This window comes from Variovorax sp. OV329 (assembly GCF_900114785.1).
GTDB lineage: Bacteria > Pseudomonadota > Gammaproteobacteria > Burkholderiales > Burkholderiaceae_C > Variovorax.
Map to the genome: position 1 here is coordinate 15,730 of NZ_FOUG01000030.1, position 18,898 is coordinate 34,627.

Here is an 18,898-nt window from a genome sequence, read left to right on the forward strand (position 1 = left end):
CCTGGACGCAATGCCGGCCGCCCGGCCTACTGCGCGTGGGCGGCCGCCGACGCCTGGGCCAGCCATTCGGCCTGCCAGCCGCCACCCAGCGCCTGGATCAGCGCGATGGCCGCCAACTGCTGGGCCACCTGCAGCTGCAGCACGTTGCGCCGCGCGTTCAGCGCCGAGGCCTGCGCCACCACCACCTCGGTGTAGCCCACCTGGCCGGCGCGGTAGCGGTTGATGATCTGCTGCTCGGTCTTGTCTGCCGCCTGCGAGGCGATGGTGTACTGCTTGAACTGCTGCTCCAGGCTGATGGCGGCGCTGAGCTGGTCCTCCACCACCTGGAAGGCCGACAGCACCGTCTGGCGGTAGCGGGCGATAGCCGCGTCGCGCGAGGCATTGGCCTGGTCCACCCGCGCATCGATGGCGCCGGCGTCGAACACCACCTGCGCCACCGACAGGCCCAGCGACCACAGCGTGTTCGAGGCGTTGAAGAGGTCGGACACCCGCGTGCTGCTGCGCCCCAGCGAGGCGTCGAGGCTGAAGCTGGGGTAGTAGGCCGAGCGGGCGATCCCGATCTGCGAGTTGGCCACCGACACCGCCCGCTCGGACGAGGCGATGTCGGGACGTCGCTGCAGCAGCTCGGAAGGCACGCCGCTGGGCACGCTCGGTACCACCGGCGTCCAGGCCGCCTTGGCCACCGAGAAGCCCGAAGGTGGCGCGCCGGTGAGCACGGCGATGGCGTGCTCCAGCGCGGCGCGCGTGCGCTCCGTGGATGCGTACTGCGCGCGGGTGTTGGCCAGCAGGGTCTCGGCCTGCAGTACGTCGCTCTGCGCCGCGATGCCGGCCTCGTAGCGGTTGCGCGTGATGGTCAGCGAGCGCTCGTAGCCTTCGATGGTGGTGGCCAGCACGGCCAGCTCGGCATCGGCTTCGCGCAGCGAGAAGTAGTTGATGGCCAGTTCGCCCAGCATCGACAGGCGCGCCGAGGCCAGGTCGGCCTCGCTCGCCTGCGCCGCCGCCTGGGCACTGCTGACGGATTCACGCAGGCGGCCCCACAGGTCGGGCTCCCACGAGGCGCCAAGGGCCACGTTGGCGCTGCCGCTGGTGGTGCCGGGGCTGCGCTCGCCGCTGCGGCGCGCGCCGCCGGTCAATGCCACGGTGGGAAAGAGCGAGGCGCGCTGCTCGCGCACCGCCGCCTGCGCCTGCGTGTAGTTGGCAACGGCCGCGGCGATGTTCTGGTTGGAGACCTGCACCTTCTCGGCCAGCTCGTCCAGGCCCGGATCGTCGAAGAGCTTCCACCACTCGCCACGCGCCAGCGCGTCGGCCGGCAGCGCGGGCGCCCAGCCGGCGGCCGCGGGTGCTTCCTTCCAGGCGGCCGGCGTGGGCGCGTCGGGCCGCTGGTAGGCGGGGCCGACCGCGCAGCCTGCCAGCACGGCCAGGGCAGCGCCGGCAACGATCGCGCGGACGAAGGAGGGACGGAAGCGGTGGTTCATGGGTTCGATGGATCGGGTCATGCCGAGGCAGCTTGGTCGGCGGCACCGGCGCGGCTGAGTGCGCGCTCGTCGCCGCTCTTTCGGCGCAGCTTGTCGAGCAGCACGTAGACCACCGGGGTGGTCAGCAGGGTGAGCAGCTGGCAGGCCAGCAGCCCGCCGATGATGGCCACGCCCAGCGGCTGGCGCAGCTCCGAGCCCAGGCCGAAGCCGATGGCCAGCGGCAGCGCGCCCAGCATGGCGGCCATGGTGGTCATCAGGATCGGCCGCAGGCGCAGCAGGCAGGCCTCGCGCACCGCCTCGGTGGCCGTGAGCCCGCGCGAGCGCTCGGCCTCCAGCGCGAAGTCGATGATGAGGATGGCGTTCTTCTTCACGATGCCGATCAGAAGGAACAGGCCGATCAGGGCAATGATCGACAGCTCCATGCGGAACAGCATCAACGCCAGCACCGCGCCCACGCCGGCCGAGGGCAGCGTGCTCAGCACGGTCAGCGGATGGATCAGGCTTTCGTACAGGATGCCCAGCACGATGTAGATGACCACCACCGCCGCGAAGATCAGCATGAGTTGCTGCGAGTTGCTCTCGCCGGCGGCGCGCGCCGTGCCCTGGAAGCTGCCGCGCACGTTGATGGGCATGGCGATGTCGGCCTCGGCCTGCTGAACCGCGCGCTTGGCGTCGTCCAGCGCCACGCCGTCGGGCAGGTTGAAGGAGATGGTGCTGGCCAGCTCGGTGTCCTGGTGGCTGATCGAGCTGGGCACCGCGCGCTCTGCCAGCCTGGCGAAGGTGGACAGCGGCACCAGCGCCGTGGTGCTGGTCGCCAGTGCCTGGCCCGCCGACGAGGCACGCGAGCCGGGGTTGGCCGAGGTGGTGGTCGAGGTGCCGGAGCTGGCGTCCGTCTTGTTCTCGACCGAACTGAGCACCGTGGCGCCGGTGGCGGCGCTGGTGCTGCTGTTGAGCGTCGACGGTACGTGCAGGTCGGCCAGCACCACTGGCGAGGGCTGGTACTTCGGCGCCCATTCCATGATCACCGAGTACTGGTTCTGGTCGTTGTAGATCGTGGCGACCGAGCGCTGGCCGAAGGCGTTGTACAGCGCGCTGTTGAGCGCCGTGGTGTTCACGCCCAGGCGCGCGGCCTGGTCGCGATCCACCTGCACGAAGGTCTCCACGCCGTTGTCGCTGCTCTCGCCGTCCACGTCGGCCAGTTGCGGATACTGCGACATGCGCTCTGTCAGCTTCGCGGACCAGGTGCGCAGGTCCGCCAGGTTGTCGCTCTTGAGCGTGTACTGGTAGGTGGAGTTGCTGCGCCGCCCGCCCATGCGCAGGTCCTGCACCGGGCCGAGGAAGATGCGCAGGCCCGGGATCTCGTTCATCTTGGGGCGCAGGCGGTCGATCACCTGCTGGGTCTTCACGTCGCGCTCGCCCACCGGCTTGAGGTTGACGAACATGAAGCCGCCGCCCGCCCGCGAGCCGCCGGCGAAGCCCACCACCGTGTCCACCGCCGGGTCGGCGTGGATGATGTCCACCGCCTGCTGCAGCTTCTCGGTGAGCGCGGCGGAGGAGATGCTCTGGTCCGCGCGGATGCCGGTCACCATCTGGCCGTTGTCCTGCTGCGGGAAGTAGCCCTTGGGGATGGCGTTGAAGAGCGCGTAGTTGAGCCCGATCACCACCAGCAACGTGAGCATGACCAGCGCCTTGTGCGCCAGCGCCCAGTCCAGGCTCGCGGCATAGGCACGCATGACCCTGTCCCAGCCGCGCTCGGCCGCGCGGCCGAAACGGCCCGGCGGGTTGCGGCTGTAGTAGCTGTCGGGGCGCAGCAGCGCCGCGCACATCATGGGCGTGGTGGTGAGCGAGACCACCAGCGAGATCATCACCGAGGCCGACAGCGTGATCGCGAATTCGGAGAACAGCCGCCCCACCTGCCCGCCCATGAACAGCAGCGGAATGAACACCGCCACCAGCGACAGGCTGATCGACAGCACCGTGAAGCCCACCTCACGCGCGCCCTTGAGCGCCGCCTCCACCCGGCCCATGCCGGCCTCGATGTGGCGCTGGATGTTCTCCAGCACCACGATGGCGTCGTCCACCACGAAGCCGGTGGCCACGGTGAGCGCCATCAGGCTGAGGTTGTTGAGCGAGAAGCCCAGCAGGTGCATCACGCCGAAGGTGGCCATGAGCGACACCACCGTCGCCACCGCCGGGATGAGGGTGGCGCGGGCGCGGCGCAGGAACAGGCCCACCACCAGCACCACCAGGCCCACCGAGATCATCAGCGTCAGCTCCACCTCGCGCAGCGAGGCGCGGATGGAGTTGGTGCGGTCCGAGGCCACCTGCACCGCGATGTCGGCCGGCAGCTGCGCACGCAGCTCGGGCAGCAGCGCGCGCACGCTGTCCACCGTCTCGATGATGTTCGCGCCGGGCTGCTGCGTGACCAGCACCACCACCGCCGGCGCGCCGTTGAACAGGCCCACGGTGCGGGTGTTCTCCACGCTGTCGTCGACCTTCGCCACGTCGCGCAGGCGCACCGCGGCGTTGTTGCGCCAGGCGATCACCAGGTCGCGGTAGTCGGCCGCGCGCAGGCCGGGGGCCGGCGTGTAGATCTGCAGGCGGCGGTCGCCGCTCTGCACCTCGCCCTTGGGCCGGTTGGCGTTGTTGGCCTGGATGGCGGCGCGCACGTCCTCGGTGCTGATGCCCCACTGGTTGAGCGAATAGGGCTCCAGCTCGATGCGCACCGCCGGCAGCGAGCCGCCGCCGATCTCCACGTCGCCCACGCCCTCGACCTGCGAGAGGCGCTGGCTCACGATGTTGGAGACCGCGTCGTAGATCTGCCCCGGCGTGCGCGTCTTGGAAGTGAGCGCCAGGATGATCACAGGCGAGGCGGCCGGGTTCACCTTGCGGTAGCTGGGGTTGCTGCGCAGCGTGGCCGGCAGGTCCACGCGCGCCGCATTGATGGCCGCCTGCACCTCGCGCGCGGCCGAGTCGATGTTGCGGCTGAGGTCGAACTGCAGCGTGATGCGGGTGGAGCCGTTGGAGCTGTTGGAGGTGATCTCGTTCACCCCCGGGATCACGCCCAGGTAGCGCTCCAGCGGCGTGGCCACGCTGGAGGCCATGGTGCTGGGGCTTGCCCCGGCCATGTTCGCGCTGACCGAGATGGTGGGGTAGTCCACCTGCGGCAGTGGCGCCACCGGCAGCACGAAGAAGGCCATCATGCCCGCCAGCGCCAGGCCGATGGTCAGCAGCACCGTGGCGATCGGCCGCTCAACGAAGGGGCGCGACAAATTCATGTCAAGCTGCCTCGCCGCGCGGGTCTTCTTCCTCGCTGCGCTGGCGGCGAAAGCGCGCACCCAGGCGATCGAAGGCCAGGTAGATCACGGGCGTGGTGTAGAGCGTCAGCGCCTGCGACAGCACCAGGCCGCCGAAGATCGCCAGGCCCAGCGGACGGCGCAGCTCCGCGCCCTCGCCCCAGCCGAACATCAGCGGCAGGGCCGCGCCCAGCGCTGCCAGCGTGGTCATCATGATCGGGCGGAAGCGCAGCAGCGCCGCCTGGTGGATGGCCGGCTGCGGCGCCATGCCCTGGTTGCGCTCGGCGTCGATGGCGAAGTCGATCATCATGATCGCGTTCTTCTTCACGATGCCGATGAGCAGGATGATGCCGATGATGCCGATCACCCCCAGGTCGTTGCCGGTCACCATCAGCGCCAGCAGCGCGCCCACGCCGGCCGAGGGCAGCGTGCTCAGGATGGTCAGCGGATGCACGTAGCTCTCGTAGAGCACGCCCAGCACGATGTACACGCACACCACCGCCGCCAGGATCAGCCACAGCTGGCTGGTCAGCGATTTCTCGTAGGCACCGGCCGCGCCCAGGAAGCGCAGCTGCATGCCCGAGGGCAGGCCGATCTCGCGCGCGGCCTTGCGGATCTCGGTCACGGAGCGGCCCAGTGCCACGCCGGGCGCGGTGTCGAAGCCCACGGTGGCGGCGGGGTACTGCGACACGCGCGTGATCTGCAGCGGTGCCGGCTGCTCGCGCACCGTGGCGAAGGACGAGAGCGGCGTGGTGGTGCCGCTGCCGGTCTTCAGCTGCAGCGAACCCAGGCCTTCCACGGAGGCCAGGCCCTGGCGCTGCGCCTCCAGGATCACGCGGTACTGGTTGGTCTCGGTGAAGATGGTGGAAACGATGCGCTGGCCGAAGGCGCTGTAGATGGCATCGTCCACCGCGCTGGCGGTGATCGACAGGCGCGACGCGGTGTTGCGGTCGATGTCCACGTAGGCCGCCAGGCCCTGCGCGCCTGCATCGGTGGTGGCGTTGCGCACCCAGGGCTGCAGTGCGTCCGTGCGCAGCCTGGCCACCAGCTTGGCGGCCCACTCGTTGACCTGCGCAGTGTCGGCGCCCTCGATGGACACGCGGTATTCGGTGGGGCCGGTCTCGGCGTCGATGGTCAGGTCCTGCGTGGGCTGCATGTACAGCGTCACGCCCGCCACCTGGCGCTGCACCTCGTCCTTCAGCCGCTGCATCAGGTCCTGCTGGCTGCCGTGCCCGCGCTCGAAGTTGACCAGCATGGTGCCGGTGTTGAGCATGGTGTTGTTGGCCGCGTCCACGCCCACCACCGCGCTCAGCGCGCGCACCGCCGGGTCGGCCAGCACCACGCGCGACACCTGCTGCTGCAGCTGCGCCATGCGCGGGTACGACACGTCCTGCGCGGCCTCGACGCGCACGCGCAGCTGGCCGGTGTCCTGCGTCGGGAACAGGCCCTTGGGGATCACCACGTACAGCAGCGCCGTCAGCACCACCGTGGCAGTGGCGACGATCAGCGTCAGCCCCTGGTGGCGCAGCACCCAGGTGAGCTGGCGGTCGTAGCCGCGGATCACGCGGTCGAAGAAGCGCTGCACCGCCACCGCGAGCCGCCCCTGCCGCGACACCTCTTCGTGGCGCAGCCAGCGGGCCGCCATCATCGGCACCAGCGTGAGCGAGACCACCGCCGAGATCAGGATGGTGATGGCCAGCGTCACCGCGAACTCGCGGAACAGTCGGCCCACCACGTCTTCCATGAACAGCAGCGGAATCAGCACCGCCACCAGAGACACCGTCAGCGAGATGATGGTGAAGCCGATCTGCGTCGCGCCCTTGATGGCGGCGGCGAAGGGCGTCTCGCCCTCCTCGATGTAGCGGGCGATGTTCTCGATCATCACGATCGCGTCGTCCACCACGAAGCCGGTGGCGATGGTCAGCGCCATCAGGCTCAGGTTGTTGAGCGAGTAGCCCAGCAGGTACATGAGCCCGCAGGTGCCGATGAGCGAGATGGGCACCGCGATGGTGGCGATGATGGTGGCGCGCAGGCTGTGCAGGAAGAAGAAGATCACCAGCACCACCAGCGCCACCGCCAGCCCCAACTCGATCTGCACGTGCTGCACCGAGGCGCGGATGCCCTGCGTGCGGTCGGACAGCACTTCCAGCTTGAGCGAGCCCGGCAGCGAGGCGGTGAGCTCGGGCAGGCGGGTTCGGATCGCGTCGACCGTGGAGATCACGTTGGCGCCCGGCTGGCGCTGCACGTTGATGATGACCGCCGGATGCAGCGAGGCATCCGCCTCCACCTTCAGTGCCGCCCAGGCGCCCAGCTGCGTGTTCTCGGCGCTGTCCACCACCTTGGCCACGTCGCGCATGCGCACCGGCGCGCCGTTCTTCCAGGCCACGATCAGGTTCTGGTAGTCGGCCGCAGTCAGCAACTGGTCGTTGGCGTTGATGGTGTAGGCGCGCAGCGGGCCGTCGAAGCTGCCCTTGGCGCTGTTGGCGTTGGCCGCGCTGATGGCGTTGCGCAGCGTGTCGATGCCGATGCCCACCGAGGCCAGGGCGTTGGTGTCGGCCTGGATGCGCACCGCAGGGCGCTGGCCGCCGGCCAGCGTGACCAGGCCGACGCCACCCACCTGGCTGATCTTCTGCGCCAGGCGCGTGTTCACCAGGTTCTGCACCTCGGTCAGCGGCAGCGTGTCGGAACGCACCGCCAGCGTGAGGATGGGCGCGTCGGCCGGGTTGACCTTGGCGTACACCGGCGGCGCCGGCAGGTCGGCCGGCAGGAAGGAGCCGCCCGCGTTGATGGCGGCCTGCACCTGCTGCTCGGCCACGTCCAGGGTCTGGTCCAGGTCGAACTGCAGGGTGACGATGGACACGCCCGACGCGCTGGTCGAGCTCATGCGGTTCAGGCCGGACATCTGGCCGAACTGGCGCTCCAGCGGCGCGCTGACGGTGCGGCTCATCACCTCGGGGCTGGCGCCCGGGTACAGGGTCTGGACCTGGATGGTGGGGTAGTCCACCTGCGGCAGCGCGGACAGCGGCAGCAGGCGCAGGCCCACCAGGCCGGCCAGCACGATGGCGAGCATCAGCAGCCCGGTGGCCACCGGGCGCTGGATGAAGGGACGCGAGGGACTCAGCATGGGGTCTTCACGGGCGGGTCTTGCCCGGGCCTCACTCGGGTCCGTTGTTGCGGCGGCGGCGCTGGCTCATCTGCTGCCAGCGCTCCAGGGCCTCGGGGTCGCCGCGGTCGATGGCGGCCAGGAAGGCCTTGCGCTGCGCCAGCTTCTCGGCGTCGCCGCCGGCGGAATCGAGCATGCGCTGGCGCTGCTCGGCGTTGGGCGGGCTGACCTTGCGCGCACCGGCTTCCCCGCCGGCCGCGGCAACGGGCTTGCCGTCGGCGCCGGGCGCCCGCGCAACGGGTGCGCCGCCGCCCGGTGCGGGCGTCTCGCCCTGCAGCTGCACGCGGGTGCCGTCGTCCAGCCGGTCGCCGCCCTCGGTGACCACCTGCTCGCCTTCCTTCAGGCCCTCGGTGATCTGGATCCACTCCACCGTGGTCTCGCCGCGCTTGATGGCGCGCATCTTCACCTTCCTGTCCTCGCCCACCACGAACACGTAGGGGCCCTTGGGGCCGTTGCGCACGGCGGTCACCGGCACCACCAGCGCGTCGATGGTGCGCAGGGTCATGCGCACGTTGACGAACTGGTTCGGAAAGAGCGTGGACTTGGCGTTCTCGAAGCGGGCCTTGGACTTGACGGTGCCGGTGCTCACGTCCACCACGTTGTCCAGGGTGGAGAAGCGGCCGGTGTCCAGCGCGTCGCTGCGGGTGCGGTCCAGGGCCACCACCTGCATGGCGTCGCCGGCCTGCAGCTGGCGCATGATTTCGGGCACCCGGTCCTGCGGCACCGAGAACTGCACGTCGATGGGGTTGATCTGCGTCACCACCGCGATGCCGGTGGTGCTGTTGGCCGTGACCGTGTTGCCCGGGTCCACCGCGCGCAGGCCGATGCGCCCGTCGATGGGCGAGGTGATGCGGGTGAAGTCCAGGTTGAGCTGCGCCGCCGCCACGTTGGCGCGGTCGGTGACGATGGCGCCCTCCAGCTGGCTCACCAGGGCCGCCTGCGTGTCGACTTCCTGGCGGGCGATGGAATCCTGGCCCAGCAGCGTCTTGTAGCGCTGCAGCGTGACGCGCGCGGCCTCCAGCTGCGCCTGGTCGCGCTTGAGCGCGCCCTGGGCCTGCATCAGCACCTGCTCGTAGGGGCGCGGATCGATCTGCGCCAGCAGCTGGCCCTTCTTCACGCGCTGGCCTTCCTCGAACAGCACCTGGGTCAGCACGCCGCCCACCTGCGGCTTGAGCGTGACGGTGGCCAGCGGCGTGACGGTGCCCAGCGCGTCCAGCGTCACCGGCAGCGGCTTGCGCTGCGCCAGCGCATGGCCGACGGTGACCGTCGGCGGCCCGTTGGCGCCGAAGCCTCCCCGGCCGCCCGGCCCGCCACCACCGCCTGCCGCCGGACGCTTGATGAGATACCAGCTGCCACCCACCAGCGCCACGATCAGCAGCAGCGCCAGCGCGGTGCCCCAGCCGCGGTGGCGCCGCCAGCCTGCGGCGGCACGGGCTGGCGGGGTGGCTTGGGAATCGTGGGAAGGCGCGGGCGGCGTCTGTGGCATCGGGAAGCGGAACAGGTTTGTCGGACGGGCACGGTCCTGCGGCATGCAGGCTTCGGGGACCGGCCCAAGTAGAGCCAACCATCGTAGCTGCGATGGCATACGGCGCGTAAAGAAGCGGTAAAGGGCGGCCGGCCTCGGACCTCCCCTGGCGCGGGTGGGCGTCATCCGGCCGCCATCGTCGGGCGGCATGGGCGTCGGATCACGCTCCGCCGCTGCATTTCGCGCCGCCCCGGCGCATTTCGTCGCAAGCCGCTCGCTGCCGCCCGGGCCGCTCGGCACAGTCCGCCCATCGCCAACCCCAAAGCCCCCGGAGAGCACCATGCAGATGAGCCCCGTGATTGCCGTCCACCTGACCGCCGCCGTGTCGGCGCTGGTCCTGGGTCCGATGGTGCTGTGGACGCGACGCAGCGGCCAGCAGCACCCCCGCCTGCACCGGGCCCTGGGCTACGCCTGGGTCACGCTGATGGTGCTGGCCGCCGTGTCCGCGATGTGGATCCGCGACTTCAGACTGCCCAACCTGGGCGGCTACACCCTCATCCACCTGCTGGTGCCGGCGACCTTCGGCGGCCTGGCACTGGCCTTCTGGCGCCTGGCGCGTCGCAACTTCGGCGGCCACCGCCGCGCGATGCAGATCACCTACCTGGCCGGCTGCATCGTGGCCGGCAGCTTCGCCCTGCTGCCCGACCGCTACCTGGGCCAGCTGGTCTGGGGCCAGTGGCTCGGCCTGCTGAGCTGATTTCCCGCACTTCCTCGTCCACCGACACCCTCAGGAGTTGACCATGCCCCTTCAGATCCTCCAGCACACGCCCACCTGGGTTTTCGGCCTGTTCGCCGTGCTCATCGCGCTCGGCGGCCGCCAGATGCTGCCCACGCAGGCAAGCCTTCGCCGCCTCACGATCCTGCCGCTGGCCATGGCCGGCCTCTCGGCCTCCGGGATGATCTCCGCCTTCGGCGACCGGCCGGTGGCATTGGCCGCCTGGGCCGCCGCCGCGGCCGCCCTGCTCTTCGTGGTGCTGCAGCGCCCGCTGCCCGCCGGCGTGCGCTTCGACCGCGACTCGATGCGCTTCGCGCTGCCCGGCACCATCGTGCCCCTGGCGCTGATGATGGGCATCTTCTTCACCAAGTACACCGTCGGCGTGGAGCTGGCCCTGCATCCGCAGCTGGCGCACCAGAGCGGTTTCGCGCTCGCGGTGAGCACGATCTATGGCGCCTTCGCCGGCGTGTTCCTCGGGCGCTCGCTGCGCCTGTGGAAGCTGGCGATGCGCAGCCAGGCCGCCGCCCAACCGCTGGCCGCGACGCTGGCCAAGTGACCGCCAGCTCGAACGACACCAGGAGAACTACCATGACCCAACAGCAGCAACACACCCTCGAACGCCTGGCCGTGCGCCGTGCCCGCGCCAAGGCCGGCTGGTGGATGCACGCCACCGTCTTCGCCATCGTCAATCTCGGCATGGCCGCCCTCTCGCTGTCATCCGGCCGGCACTGGGCCCTCTATCCCTTCTTCGGCTGGGGCGTGGCCCTGGCCCTGCATGCGGCGGCGGTCTGGCTGCTGGCGCCGGGCGGTGAATTCATGGAGCGCCTGGTGGCCCGCGAACGCAGCAAGCTGCAGGCGCGCGACCCGTGGTGATCGGGCCCGGCGCTCTTCATCCAGAATCCCGCCCATGAAGATCGTTTGGCGCGACGTCCTTCGCCACGGCCTGCTGGTCGTGGCGTTCTGCTTTGCCATCGCGGCGGTCATCAACAGCATCTGGCCCAACAAGAGCTACCTCCACCACCTGGGCTACTCCTTCTGCATCGGGCTGCTGATCTGGCTGGTGATCGAATTCGGCCGCTATCCGCTGCGGCGCCCCGAGGACCCCGGCGGCTGGCCGCACGGCTGGCGCGGCGGCCTGCTCACGGTGGTGGGCATCGTGCTGGGCTACTACGCGGGGTCGGCACTGGGAGACCTGCTCATCGGCGGCGGCAGCGGCGCGATCGGCATGGGCGAATCGCAGCACGACCAGCGCGTGTCGCTGGCCATCACCGTGCTGGCGGGCGCGCTGGGCAGCTACTTCTTCTACTCGCGCGGCCACAACTCGGCGCTGGCGGCGCGAGTGAGCGCGGCCGAGCGCGACGCCACGGAAGCACGGCTCAAGCTGCTGGAGACGCAGCTGGAGCCGCACATGCTCTTCAACACCCTGGCCAACCTGCGCGTGCTCATCGCCACCGATCCGCCGCGCGCGGTGGACATGCTGGACCGCCTGAACAACTACCTGCGCGCCACGCTCTCGGGCTCGCGCGTGCTGGCGCATCCGCTGTCGGCCGAATTCGAGCGGCTGGGCGACTACCTCTCGCTGATGTCGGTGCGCATGGGCGAGCGGCTGCGCTTCCGGCTGGAGTTGCCACCCGCGCTGGCGGCCGTGCAGGTGCCGCCGCTCATCCTGCAGCCGCTGGTCGAGAACAGCATCCGCCACGGGCTGGAGCCCAAGGTGGAAGGCGGCGACGTCGTCGTGACCGCACGGGCCGGCGAAGACGGCACTCTGCTGGTCATCGAGGTGAGCGACACCGGCGTGGGCATCGACGAAGCGCAGGCCAGGGCCATCGCCGTCGACACCAACGGCAGCTTCGGCCTGGGCCACATCCGCGAGCGGCTCGCCACCGTCTACGGCGCGCGCGGCACGCTCGAATTCGGCGCCCTGCCGGGTGGCGGCACCCGCGCCACCCTCCACATTCCCCTGAACACATGAAAGCCACCGCCCTCATCGCCGAAGACGAACCGCTGCTCGCGCAGGCCCTGCGCGCCGAGCTGCGGGCGGCCTGGCCCGAGCTGGAGGTTCTGGCCACCGTCGGCGACGGCCGCAGTGCCGTGCGCGAGGCGCTGGACCAGATGCCGCAGGTGCTCTTCCTCGACATCCGCATGCCCGGCCTGGACGGCCTGGGCGCGGCGATGGAAATCGCCGACGGCTGGCCCGAGGGCGACGCGCCGATGCCGCAGCTGGTGTTCGTCACCGCCTACGACGAATACGCGGTGCAGGCCTTCGACGCCCAGGCCATCGACTACGTGCGCAAGCCGGTTCAGCCCGAGCGCCTGCGCAAAACGGTGGCCCGCGTGCAGCAGGCACTGGCCGCACAGCAGCAGGCAGCGGTGCGCGCACCGGCGCCCGAGCTCCTGGAGCAGACGCTGGGCGAATGGCGCCGCCTCATCGGCGCGGCGTCGGCGCCGGGAAGCTCCGGCGCGTCCGGTGCGCCGCTGTTGAAGTTCATCGCCGCCAGCGACGCCGGCGGCACGACGGTGCACATGGTTCCGGTGCAGGACGTGCTGTATTTCGAGGCCGCCGACAAGTACGTGCGGGTGCTGACCGCCGATCGCGAATTCCTGATCCGCACGCCGCTCAAGCAGCTGTTGCCGCAGCTGGACCCCCACACCTTCTGGCAGGTGCACCGCGCGGTGGTGGTGCGCAGCGATGCCATCGAGCAGGTGCAGCGGGACGACTCGGGCAAGCTGCTGCTGCGCCTGCGCGGGCGGCCCGAGAAGATCGTGGTGAGCCGCCTCTACGCCCACCTTTTCCGCGCGATGTAGGACAAGGCCGCGCATATGGAAAAAGCCGGCCCGAGGGCCGGCTTTTCATTGCCGATGTGCGACTTTCTTCTCAGTAGCGGTAGACCGGACGCGGCCCGTAGTATCGGGGCCCGTGGCGGTAGTAGCCGCCACCCTGGATGTAGACCGGCGCCGGGCGGTAGTACACCGGGGGCGGAGGTGCGTAGTACACGGGAGCCGGGGGACGGTAATAGACCGGCGGGGGCGGTGCGTAGTACACGGGGGCTGGCGAGTAGTAGACCGGCGCCGGGGCCACCACGATGCCGGGAACGCCCACGTTGACCGACCAGGACGCACCGGCGGATGCGGTGGCGGCGGCGCCCAGGGCACCGGCAGCCAGCACGGCAGCGGTGGCCCACTTGAAGAACGAACGATGGATGGTCATTTTGGGTTTCTCCTTGGGTGCCCGGATCGACCGGGCGCCTTCGTATGGATTCAACGCGCTGCGTGTGAGTTCCGTGCACGCTGCGCGGTGAAGTTCGTTCCAAAAAGTAACCCCGCCTCCGCCCTTCTAAAATCATCAGATGAATTCCCCTGCCGATAAAGAGCCGGCCAAGCCCAGCAATTTCCTGCGCCACGTCATCGAGAACGATCTTGAACAGGGCACCTACGCCACCCGCAAGTGGGGCGGCTCGCCGGGCGACGCACGGCACCACGACCAGGGCATGGCCGATCCGGCCCGCGTGCGCCTGCGCTTTCCGCCCGAGCCCAACGGCTATTTGCACCTGGGCCATGCCAAGAGCATCTGGCTGAACTTCAGCCTGGCCGAGCAGTACGGCGGCGTGTGCCACCTGCGCTTCGACGACACCAACCCCGAGAAGGAAGAGCAGGAGTACGTCGACGCCATCCGCGAAGCGGTCAACTGGCTGGGCTACGGCACCTCCATCGCCGACGACCCGGCGCACCCGGGCGCGCAGGCCTCGCACCAGTACTTCGCGAGCGACTACTTCGACTTCATGTACCGCGCCGCCGAATACCTCATCACGGCCGGCCTGGCCTACGTGGACGAGCAGAGCCCCGAGGAGATGCGCGCCAGCCGCGGCGACTTCAACACGCCCGGCACGCCCAGTCCCTTCCGCTCGCGCACGCCCGAGGAACACCTGGCGCGCTTTCGCGAGATGCGCGACGGCAAGCTGCCCGACGGCGCCGCGGTGCTGCGCGCCAAGATCGACCTGGCCAGCCCCAACATCAACCTGCGCGACCCGGCCCTCTACCGCATCCGCCGCGCGACCCACCACAACACCGGCGACAAGTGGTGCATCTACCCGATGTACACCTTCGCCCACCCCATCGAGGACGCGCTGGAGCAGATCACGCACAGCGTGTGCACGCTCGAGTTCGAGGACCAGCGGCCCTTCTACGACTGGCTGCTGGACCGCCTGGCCGAGGGCGGTCTCATCGCCAGCCCGCATCCGCGCCAGTACGAGTTCGCGCGACTGAACGTGACGCACGTGGTGACCAGCAAGCGCAAGCTGCGCCAGCTGGTGGAAGACGGCCACGTCGAAGGCTGGGACGATCCGCGCATGCCCACGCTGGCCGGGCTGCGCCGGCGCGGCTATTCGCCCGATGCGCTCAAGCTCTTCTGCGAGCGCTCCGGCGTCACCAAGTCCGGCGGCTGGACCGAGTACGCCGCACTGGAAGCCGCGCTGCGCGACACGCTGGACCCTATCGCGCCGCGCGCCATGGCCGTGCTGGACCCGGTGAAGCTGGTCATCACCAACTGGGGCGAACTGATGGGCGGCGACGCTGCGCTGGACGACTGCAGCGCGCCGGTGCACCCGCACCATCCCGACATGGGCACGCGCCGCTTCAAGCTCGGCCGCGAGGTCTGGATCGAGCGCACCGACTATGAAGACGTGCAGCCCAAGGGCTTCTTCCGCCTGTTCCCCGGCAACAAGGTGCGCCTGAAGTACGGCCACGTCATCGAATGCACCGGCGCCACGCGCGACGCCGACGGCAAGCTGGTGGAAGTGCAGGCGAAGCTGGTGCCCGACACCAAGAGCGGCACGCCCGGCGCCGATGCGATCAAGGTCAAGGGCAACATCACCTGGGTGGCGGCCGCCGATACGGTGCCGGCCGAGGTGCGGCTCTACGAGCGCCTCTTTGCCGCCGACAACCCCGGCAGCGGCGAACTGGTGGACGAGCTCAATCCGCACAGCCTGCAGGTCAGCCACGGCTATGTCGAGCCCGCGCTGGCGCAGGCCCACAGCAGCCTGCCCTTCCAGTTCGAGCGCCACGGCTACTTCGTGCTCGATGCGAAGTCCGCCAGCAGCGACGGCCGCCTGGTCTTCAACCGCGCCGCCGGCATGCGCGACAGCTGGGGCAAGTAGGCATGCGCCGCCGCGAGCTGATGGCCGGCACCGCCGCCCTGCTGGCGATGCCGGTGCAGGTGCTGCGCGCCCAGCCGGCCGACGAGGGCAGCTGGCCGCGCAGCGCACAGGTGCCGGGCGGCATCGCGCGTGTGTCGCTGGGGCCGGCGGCCGAGCGCCCGAAAGCCTTTGCCGAGAACGACATTCCGCTGCTGGTGCTGGGCGACGCCATCGAATGGACGGCGCTGGTGGGCATTCCGCTCTCGGCGGTGCCGGGCGAGCGCCGCATCGAGCTGCGAAGCACCAGCGGCGCCCGCCGCACGCTGGGCTATCCCGTCGCGCCGAAGAAATACAGCGAGCAGCACCTGAAGGTGTCGCCGCGCACGGTGGACCTCTCGCCCGCCGACCAGGCCCGCTACGAACGCGAGCGCGACCACCTGGCCGGTGTCATGGCCACCTTCAGCGAGGCCGGCGCCCTGCCCCCGTCGCTGCAGATGCAGGTGCCGGTGCCAGGGCGCCGCTCCAGCTCCTTCGGCCTGCGCCGCGTCTTCAACGGCCAGAGCCGCAATCCGCACAGCGGCATGGACATCGCCGCCGGAACCGGCACGCCGGTGCGCGCGCCGCTGCCGGGCCGGGTCATCGACACCGGCGACTATTTCTTCAACGGCAACACCGTCTGGCTGGACCATGGCGGCGGCCTGCTGAGCATGTACTGCCACCTCAGCGCCACCGAGGTGCGGGCGGGCGACTTGCTCCGCACCGGCGAGACGCTTGGCGCCGTAGGCGCCACCGGCCGCGTGACGGGGCCGCACCTGCACTGGTCGGTGATGCTGAACCGGGCCATGGTGGACCCGGCCCTCTTCATCGCCGCAGCCTAGATCGGCCGCGACAGGTAGACGCCCTCGCGTCCGACGATAGGCAGGCGCGCCGGCATCAGCACGGTGCAGTCGTCGCAAGGGGCACGCACTTCCTCGTCGCCGTCGGTGGCGATGAGCTCGCCCTCGGCGAAGGTCTCGAAGCCCACCAGCGGCCGCACGAAGCGGAATTCCGGCGTCTTGATCATGCGGGTCTGCAGCAGCTCGAAGCGGCGCTGCGGCACGGCCGCGGACCGCTCGGCCGGGTCGCGCTCGATGAGGCCGAAATGCGCCAGGAAGTCCAGGCTCACCTGCGTGGCCATGTCCGCCGCCGATTGCAGGAAGTGCTGTCCGCATTCGGCCACCAGCGCCGCGCCGGCGGGGCCGCCGTCCTCGCCATGGCGGCCGTGCTGGATCAGCGGCGTGCCCGAGCCCAGGCCCTTGGGCATCACCAGGTGGATGGACGGCCGCCCGATGGCCAGCGCCACTTCGGCGTTGCGCGCGAAGGCCGGGTAGACCCAGAAGGGATCGACCGGCTGGCTGGTCGAGTGGATGTCCAGGATGTGGTCGGCCGCCGCCACCACCGGCCGCATCTCGCGGGCGCGGCGCAGTTCGGGGCTGTCTTCCGTGCCGTCCAGCCATTCGTCGGACCAGACGCGGTTGAGGTTGTGCACCAGCTGGCGGTTCTCGTGCGGCGCTTGTGCGTCGAAGGCGTTGTAGGCTTCCACGTGGGCAAAGCTGACGGTGAGCGTGCCGATCTTCGGACGAACGCCCGTGTCCAGCAGATGGGTGGCCGCCACCATTCCGCAGATTTCATTACCGTGCGTGAGGGCGTTGATCAGCACGTGCGGGCCCGGCTTGCCGGACTCGAAGCGGTGGACGTAGGGGATGCCGGTATTGCCCCGTGCGTAGGCGGAAATGTCGCGGGGCAGGACTTCGAGGGGCGGGAGGTCGTTTTCGGAATTCATCCGCTAATTGTGTCAATTTCGTCACGAAACTCGTACACTCCGCCAACCTACAACTTTTGGTTACATGCGCATGAATGCCATGAGCGATTCGGGCCGGGTTCGACGCGGGCATGCAATAGGCGACCAAGGTGGCTCTGCCGTGAAGGGCTGGCTCGTCGCGCTGGTTGGCGTGCTGGTGCTGCTGGCCTCGTACCAGTTGCCCAAGGAGAGCCTGTTCGAGACGCTGTCGGTGGCACTGCGCCCCGTGGCCTGGCTGGCGCTGGGGCTGGGACTGGCCTTCGTAGCATACAAGTGGCTGACGCGCGGCAGCGGCGGGCGGCAGGTTGAGCGGGATGTCGATCCCGTCGACGACGATGCCCAGGCAGGAATGACGCGTCCTTCGGTGCTCGCCGCGCTGGGCGTAGGCTGGGGCGCCGCTCCGGCCGAACTCGAGCCGCGCTTCGTGGACACGATCGCCGTGCATCCGCATCCGCCGGTGGTCGAAGATTCGGAACCGCTGAATGAAGACGACGAGGCACCGGCCAAGCAATGGAGCCCGCGCGTGCTGGCGCGGATCGACTGGCGCCACTTCGAGGCGCTGTGCGCGGCCTTCTTCAAGCAGGCCGGTTTCTCCACCAGCACGCAGAGCCAGGGCAGCGACGGCGGCGTGGACATCTGGGTGCAGTCGCGCCACATGCCCGAGCCGCGCATCGTGCGCTGCCGGCACTGGGAGAGCCAGTCGGTCACGGTGAAGGAATTGCGCGATTTCCTGGCCGTGATGAGTGCACAGGGCCTGGCCCACGGAACCTACGTGACCAGCTCGGTGTTCGCGCCCGAGGCGGTGGAGTTCGCCAAGGCCAACGGCATCCAGACGCAGGACGGCGCGGCGCTGCTCAAGCTGATCTCGCACAGGTCGCGGGCGCAGCAGGACGAACTGCTGGCCATCGCCACGGGCGCGGCGCCCGCCACCGCGGCACCGGAAGCATCGGCGGCCGGCTGAGCGGGCCGCCGGCAGGGGCCGCTACAGTCGGCCCACCATGAACATCCACTATGCCTACCTGGCGATCGCCATCCTGTCGGAGGTGTTCGCCACGAGTTGCCTCAAGGCCTCAGACAGCTTCACCCGGCTGTGGCCCAGCGTGGCAACGGTGGTGGGCTATGGGGTGTCGTTCTACTTCCTGTCGCTCACGCTGCGCGTGATTCCGACAGGCATTGCGTACGCCATCTGGTCGGGCGTGGGGATTGTGCTGATTTCGCTGGTTGGCTTGTTGCTCTTCGGGCAGCGGCTGGATGGGCCCGCTGTGGCCGGCATGGGGCTGATCATTGCGGGGGTGCTGGTGATCAACGTGTTCTCGAAGTCTGTCTCGCACTGAACTGTTCGGTTGTTCGGTTTCGGTCGTTCGGTCGTTCGGTCGTTCGGTCGTTCGGTCGTTCGGTCGTTCGGTCGTTCGGGGGGCACGGGGCAGGCGGTCTGGGCCGTGGGCTCATCCCGTGGGAAACGGTGTGACGGTTTCACAGCGGCCGAACAACCGAGCGTTGACTACCGACAGCCCGCGAGGCACGACGCGTCGATCAACCACGTGTCCGGTCAAAGGCCTGTGTGCCGCTGTGTGCGCAGCGCGCCTCTTGGGCGCCGAGCAGCGCAGCGGGACCGGCCCGTTCTTGTGTGCCGAAGGACACACAAGAACTTCAACATCTAGCTGTTGAGTTGCAATAGGTTCTTCCCGCCAAGGCGGGAGGCTGGCGGCTGGTATCCCAAGGCCGAGTGCGGCCTTCGGGCGTTGTAGTAGC

15 protein-coding genes are annotated in these 18,898 nt (G+C 69.7%); 9 read left to right on the forward strand and 6 right to left on the reverse strand.

Features of this window, described 5'->3' with window-relative positions:
• Positions 1 to 26 precede the first annotated feature (26 nt).
• The 4 genes from BM345_RS28405 to BM345_RS28420 are packed head-to-tail and all read right to left on the reverse strand — an operon-like array spanning position 27 to position 9,420.
• On the reverse strand, positions 27 to 1,475 hold the full coding sequence (locus BM345_RS28405) for an efflux transporter outer membrane subunit (protein ID WP_254790041.1): 1,449 nt from the start codon (positions 1,473 to 1,475) through the stop codon (positions 27 to 29).
• A 17-nt stretch (positions 1,476 to 1,492) separates the two neighbouring features.
• Positions 1,493 to 4,753, reverse strand: coding sequence for an efflux RND transporter permease subunit (locus BM345_RS28410; RefSeq protein ID WP_093386899.1), 3,261 nt, complete (start codon positions 4,751 to 4,753; stop codon positions 1,493 to 1,495).
• Position 4,754: 1 nt separating this feature from the next.
• The gene (locus BM345_RS28415) at positions 4,755 to 7,892 is read right to left on the reverse strand and encodes an efflux RND transporter permease subunit (RefSeq protein ID WP_093386932.1); all 3,138 of its coding nucleotides are present in this window, start codon (positions 7,890 to 7,892) and stop codon (positions 4,755 to 4,757) included.
• Between the two features lie 34 nt (positions 7,893 to 7,926).
• Positions 7,927 to 9,420 carry an efflux RND transporter periplasmic adaptor subunit gene (locus BM345_RS28420; protein WP_093386902.1) on the reverse strand — a complete coding sequence of 498 codons (1,494 nt, stop codon included), beginning with the start codon at positions 9,418 to 9,420 and terminating at the stop codon, positions 7,927 to 7,929.
• Between the two features lie 319 nt (positions 9,421 to 9,739).
• Here BM345_RS28420 and BM345_RS28425 point away from each other — a divergent pair, with 319 nt between their 5' ends.
• The 5 genes from BM345_RS28425 to BM345_RS28445 are packed head-to-tail and all read left to right on the forward strand — an operon-like array spanning position 9,740 to position 12,979.
• Entirely contained in the window at positions 9,740 to 10,156 is a 417-nt protein-coding gene (locus BM345_RS28425) for a DUF2306 domain-containing protein (protein ID WP_093386904.1), read from the forward strand.
• Between the two features lie 43 nt (positions 10,157 to 10,199).
• On the forward strand, positions 10,200 to 10,730 hold the full coding sequence (locus BM345_RS28430) for a DUF6622 family protein (protein WP_093386907.1): 531 nt from the start codon (positions 10,200 to 10,202) through the stop codon (positions 10,728 to 10,730).
• Between the two features lie 32 nt (positions 10,731 to 10,762).
• Entirely contained in the window at positions 10,763 to 11,047 is a 285-nt protein-coding gene (locus BM345_RS28435; protein WP_093386909.1) for a 2TM domain-containing protein, read from the forward strand.
• 34 nt (positions 11,048 to 11,081) lie between these two features.
• Positions 11,082 to 12,146, forward strand: a complete 1,065-nt coding sequence (locus tag BM345_RS28440) for a sensor histidine kinase (protein ID WP_093386912.1) — start codon at positions 11,082 to 11,084, stop codon at positions 12,144 to 12,146.
• Positions 12,143 to 12,979 (forward strand): LytR/AlgR family response regulator transcription factor, encoded by an 837-nt coding sequence (locus tag BM345_RS28445; protein WP_093386914.1) that lies wholly within the window; start codon positions 12,143 to 12,145, stop codon positions 12,977 to 12,979. Before BM345_RS28440 ends, BM345_RS28445 begins: the two co-directional genes overlap by 4 nt.
• Before the next feature lie 70 nt (positions 12,980 to 13,049).
• Here BM345_RS28445 and BM345_RS28450 read toward each other — a convergent pair whose 3' ends face one another.
• Positions 13,050 to 13,382, reverse strand: coding sequence for a hypothetical protein (locus BM345_RS28450; protein ID WP_093386917.1), 333 nt, complete (start codon positions 13,380 to 13,382; stop codon positions 13,050 to 13,052).
• Between the two features lie 139 nt (positions 13,383 to 13,521).
• Between BM345_RS28450 and BM345_RS28455 the strand changes: the two genes are divergently transcribed.
• Positions 13,522 to 15,327 carry a glutamine--tRNA ligase/YqeY domain fusion protein gene (locus BM345_RS28455; protein ID WP_093386919.1) on the forward strand — a complete coding sequence of 602 codons (1,806 nt, stop codon included), beginning with the start codon at positions 13,522 to 13,524 and terminating at the stop codon, positions 15,325 to 15,327.
• 2 nt (positions 15,328 to 15,329) lie between these two features.
• The gene (locus BM345_RS28460) at positions 15,330 to 16,184 is read left to right on the forward strand and encodes a M23 family metallopeptidase (RefSeq protein ID WP_093386921.1); all 855 of its coding nucleotides are present in this window, start codon (positions 15,330 to 15,332) and stop codon (positions 16,182 to 16,184) included.
• Here BM345_RS28460 and BM345_RS28465 read toward each other — a convergent pair.
• Positions 16,181 to 17,128, reverse strand: coding sequence for a M14 family metallopeptidase (locus BM345_RS28465; protein ID WP_093386924.1), 948 nt, complete (start codon positions 17,126 to 17,128; stop codon positions 16,181 to 16,183). The two genes, BM345_RS28460 and BM345_RS28465, sit on opposite strands and share 4 nt — an antisense overlap.
• 139 nt (positions 17,129 to 17,267) lie before the next feature.
• Between BM345_RS28465 and BM345_RS28470 the strand changes: the two genes are divergently transcribed.
• Both BM345_RS28470 and BM345_RS28475 read left to right on the forward strand, forming a co-directional pair.
• Positions 17,268 to 18,107 carry a restriction endonuclease gene (locus BM345_RS28470; RefSeq protein ID WP_175545195.1) on the forward strand — a complete coding sequence of 280 codons (840 nt, stop codon included), beginning with the start codon at positions 17,268 to 17,270 and terminating at the stop codon, positions 18,105 to 18,107.
• A gap of 37 nt (positions 18,108 to 18,144) precedes the next feature.
• Positions 18,145 to 18,480, forward strand: coding sequence for an SMR family transporter (locus tag BM345_RS28475; RefSeq protein ID WP_093386929.1), 336 nt, complete (start codon positions 18,145 to 18,147; stop codon positions 18,478 to 18,480).
• Positions 18,481 to 18,898 lie beyond the last annotated feature (418 nt).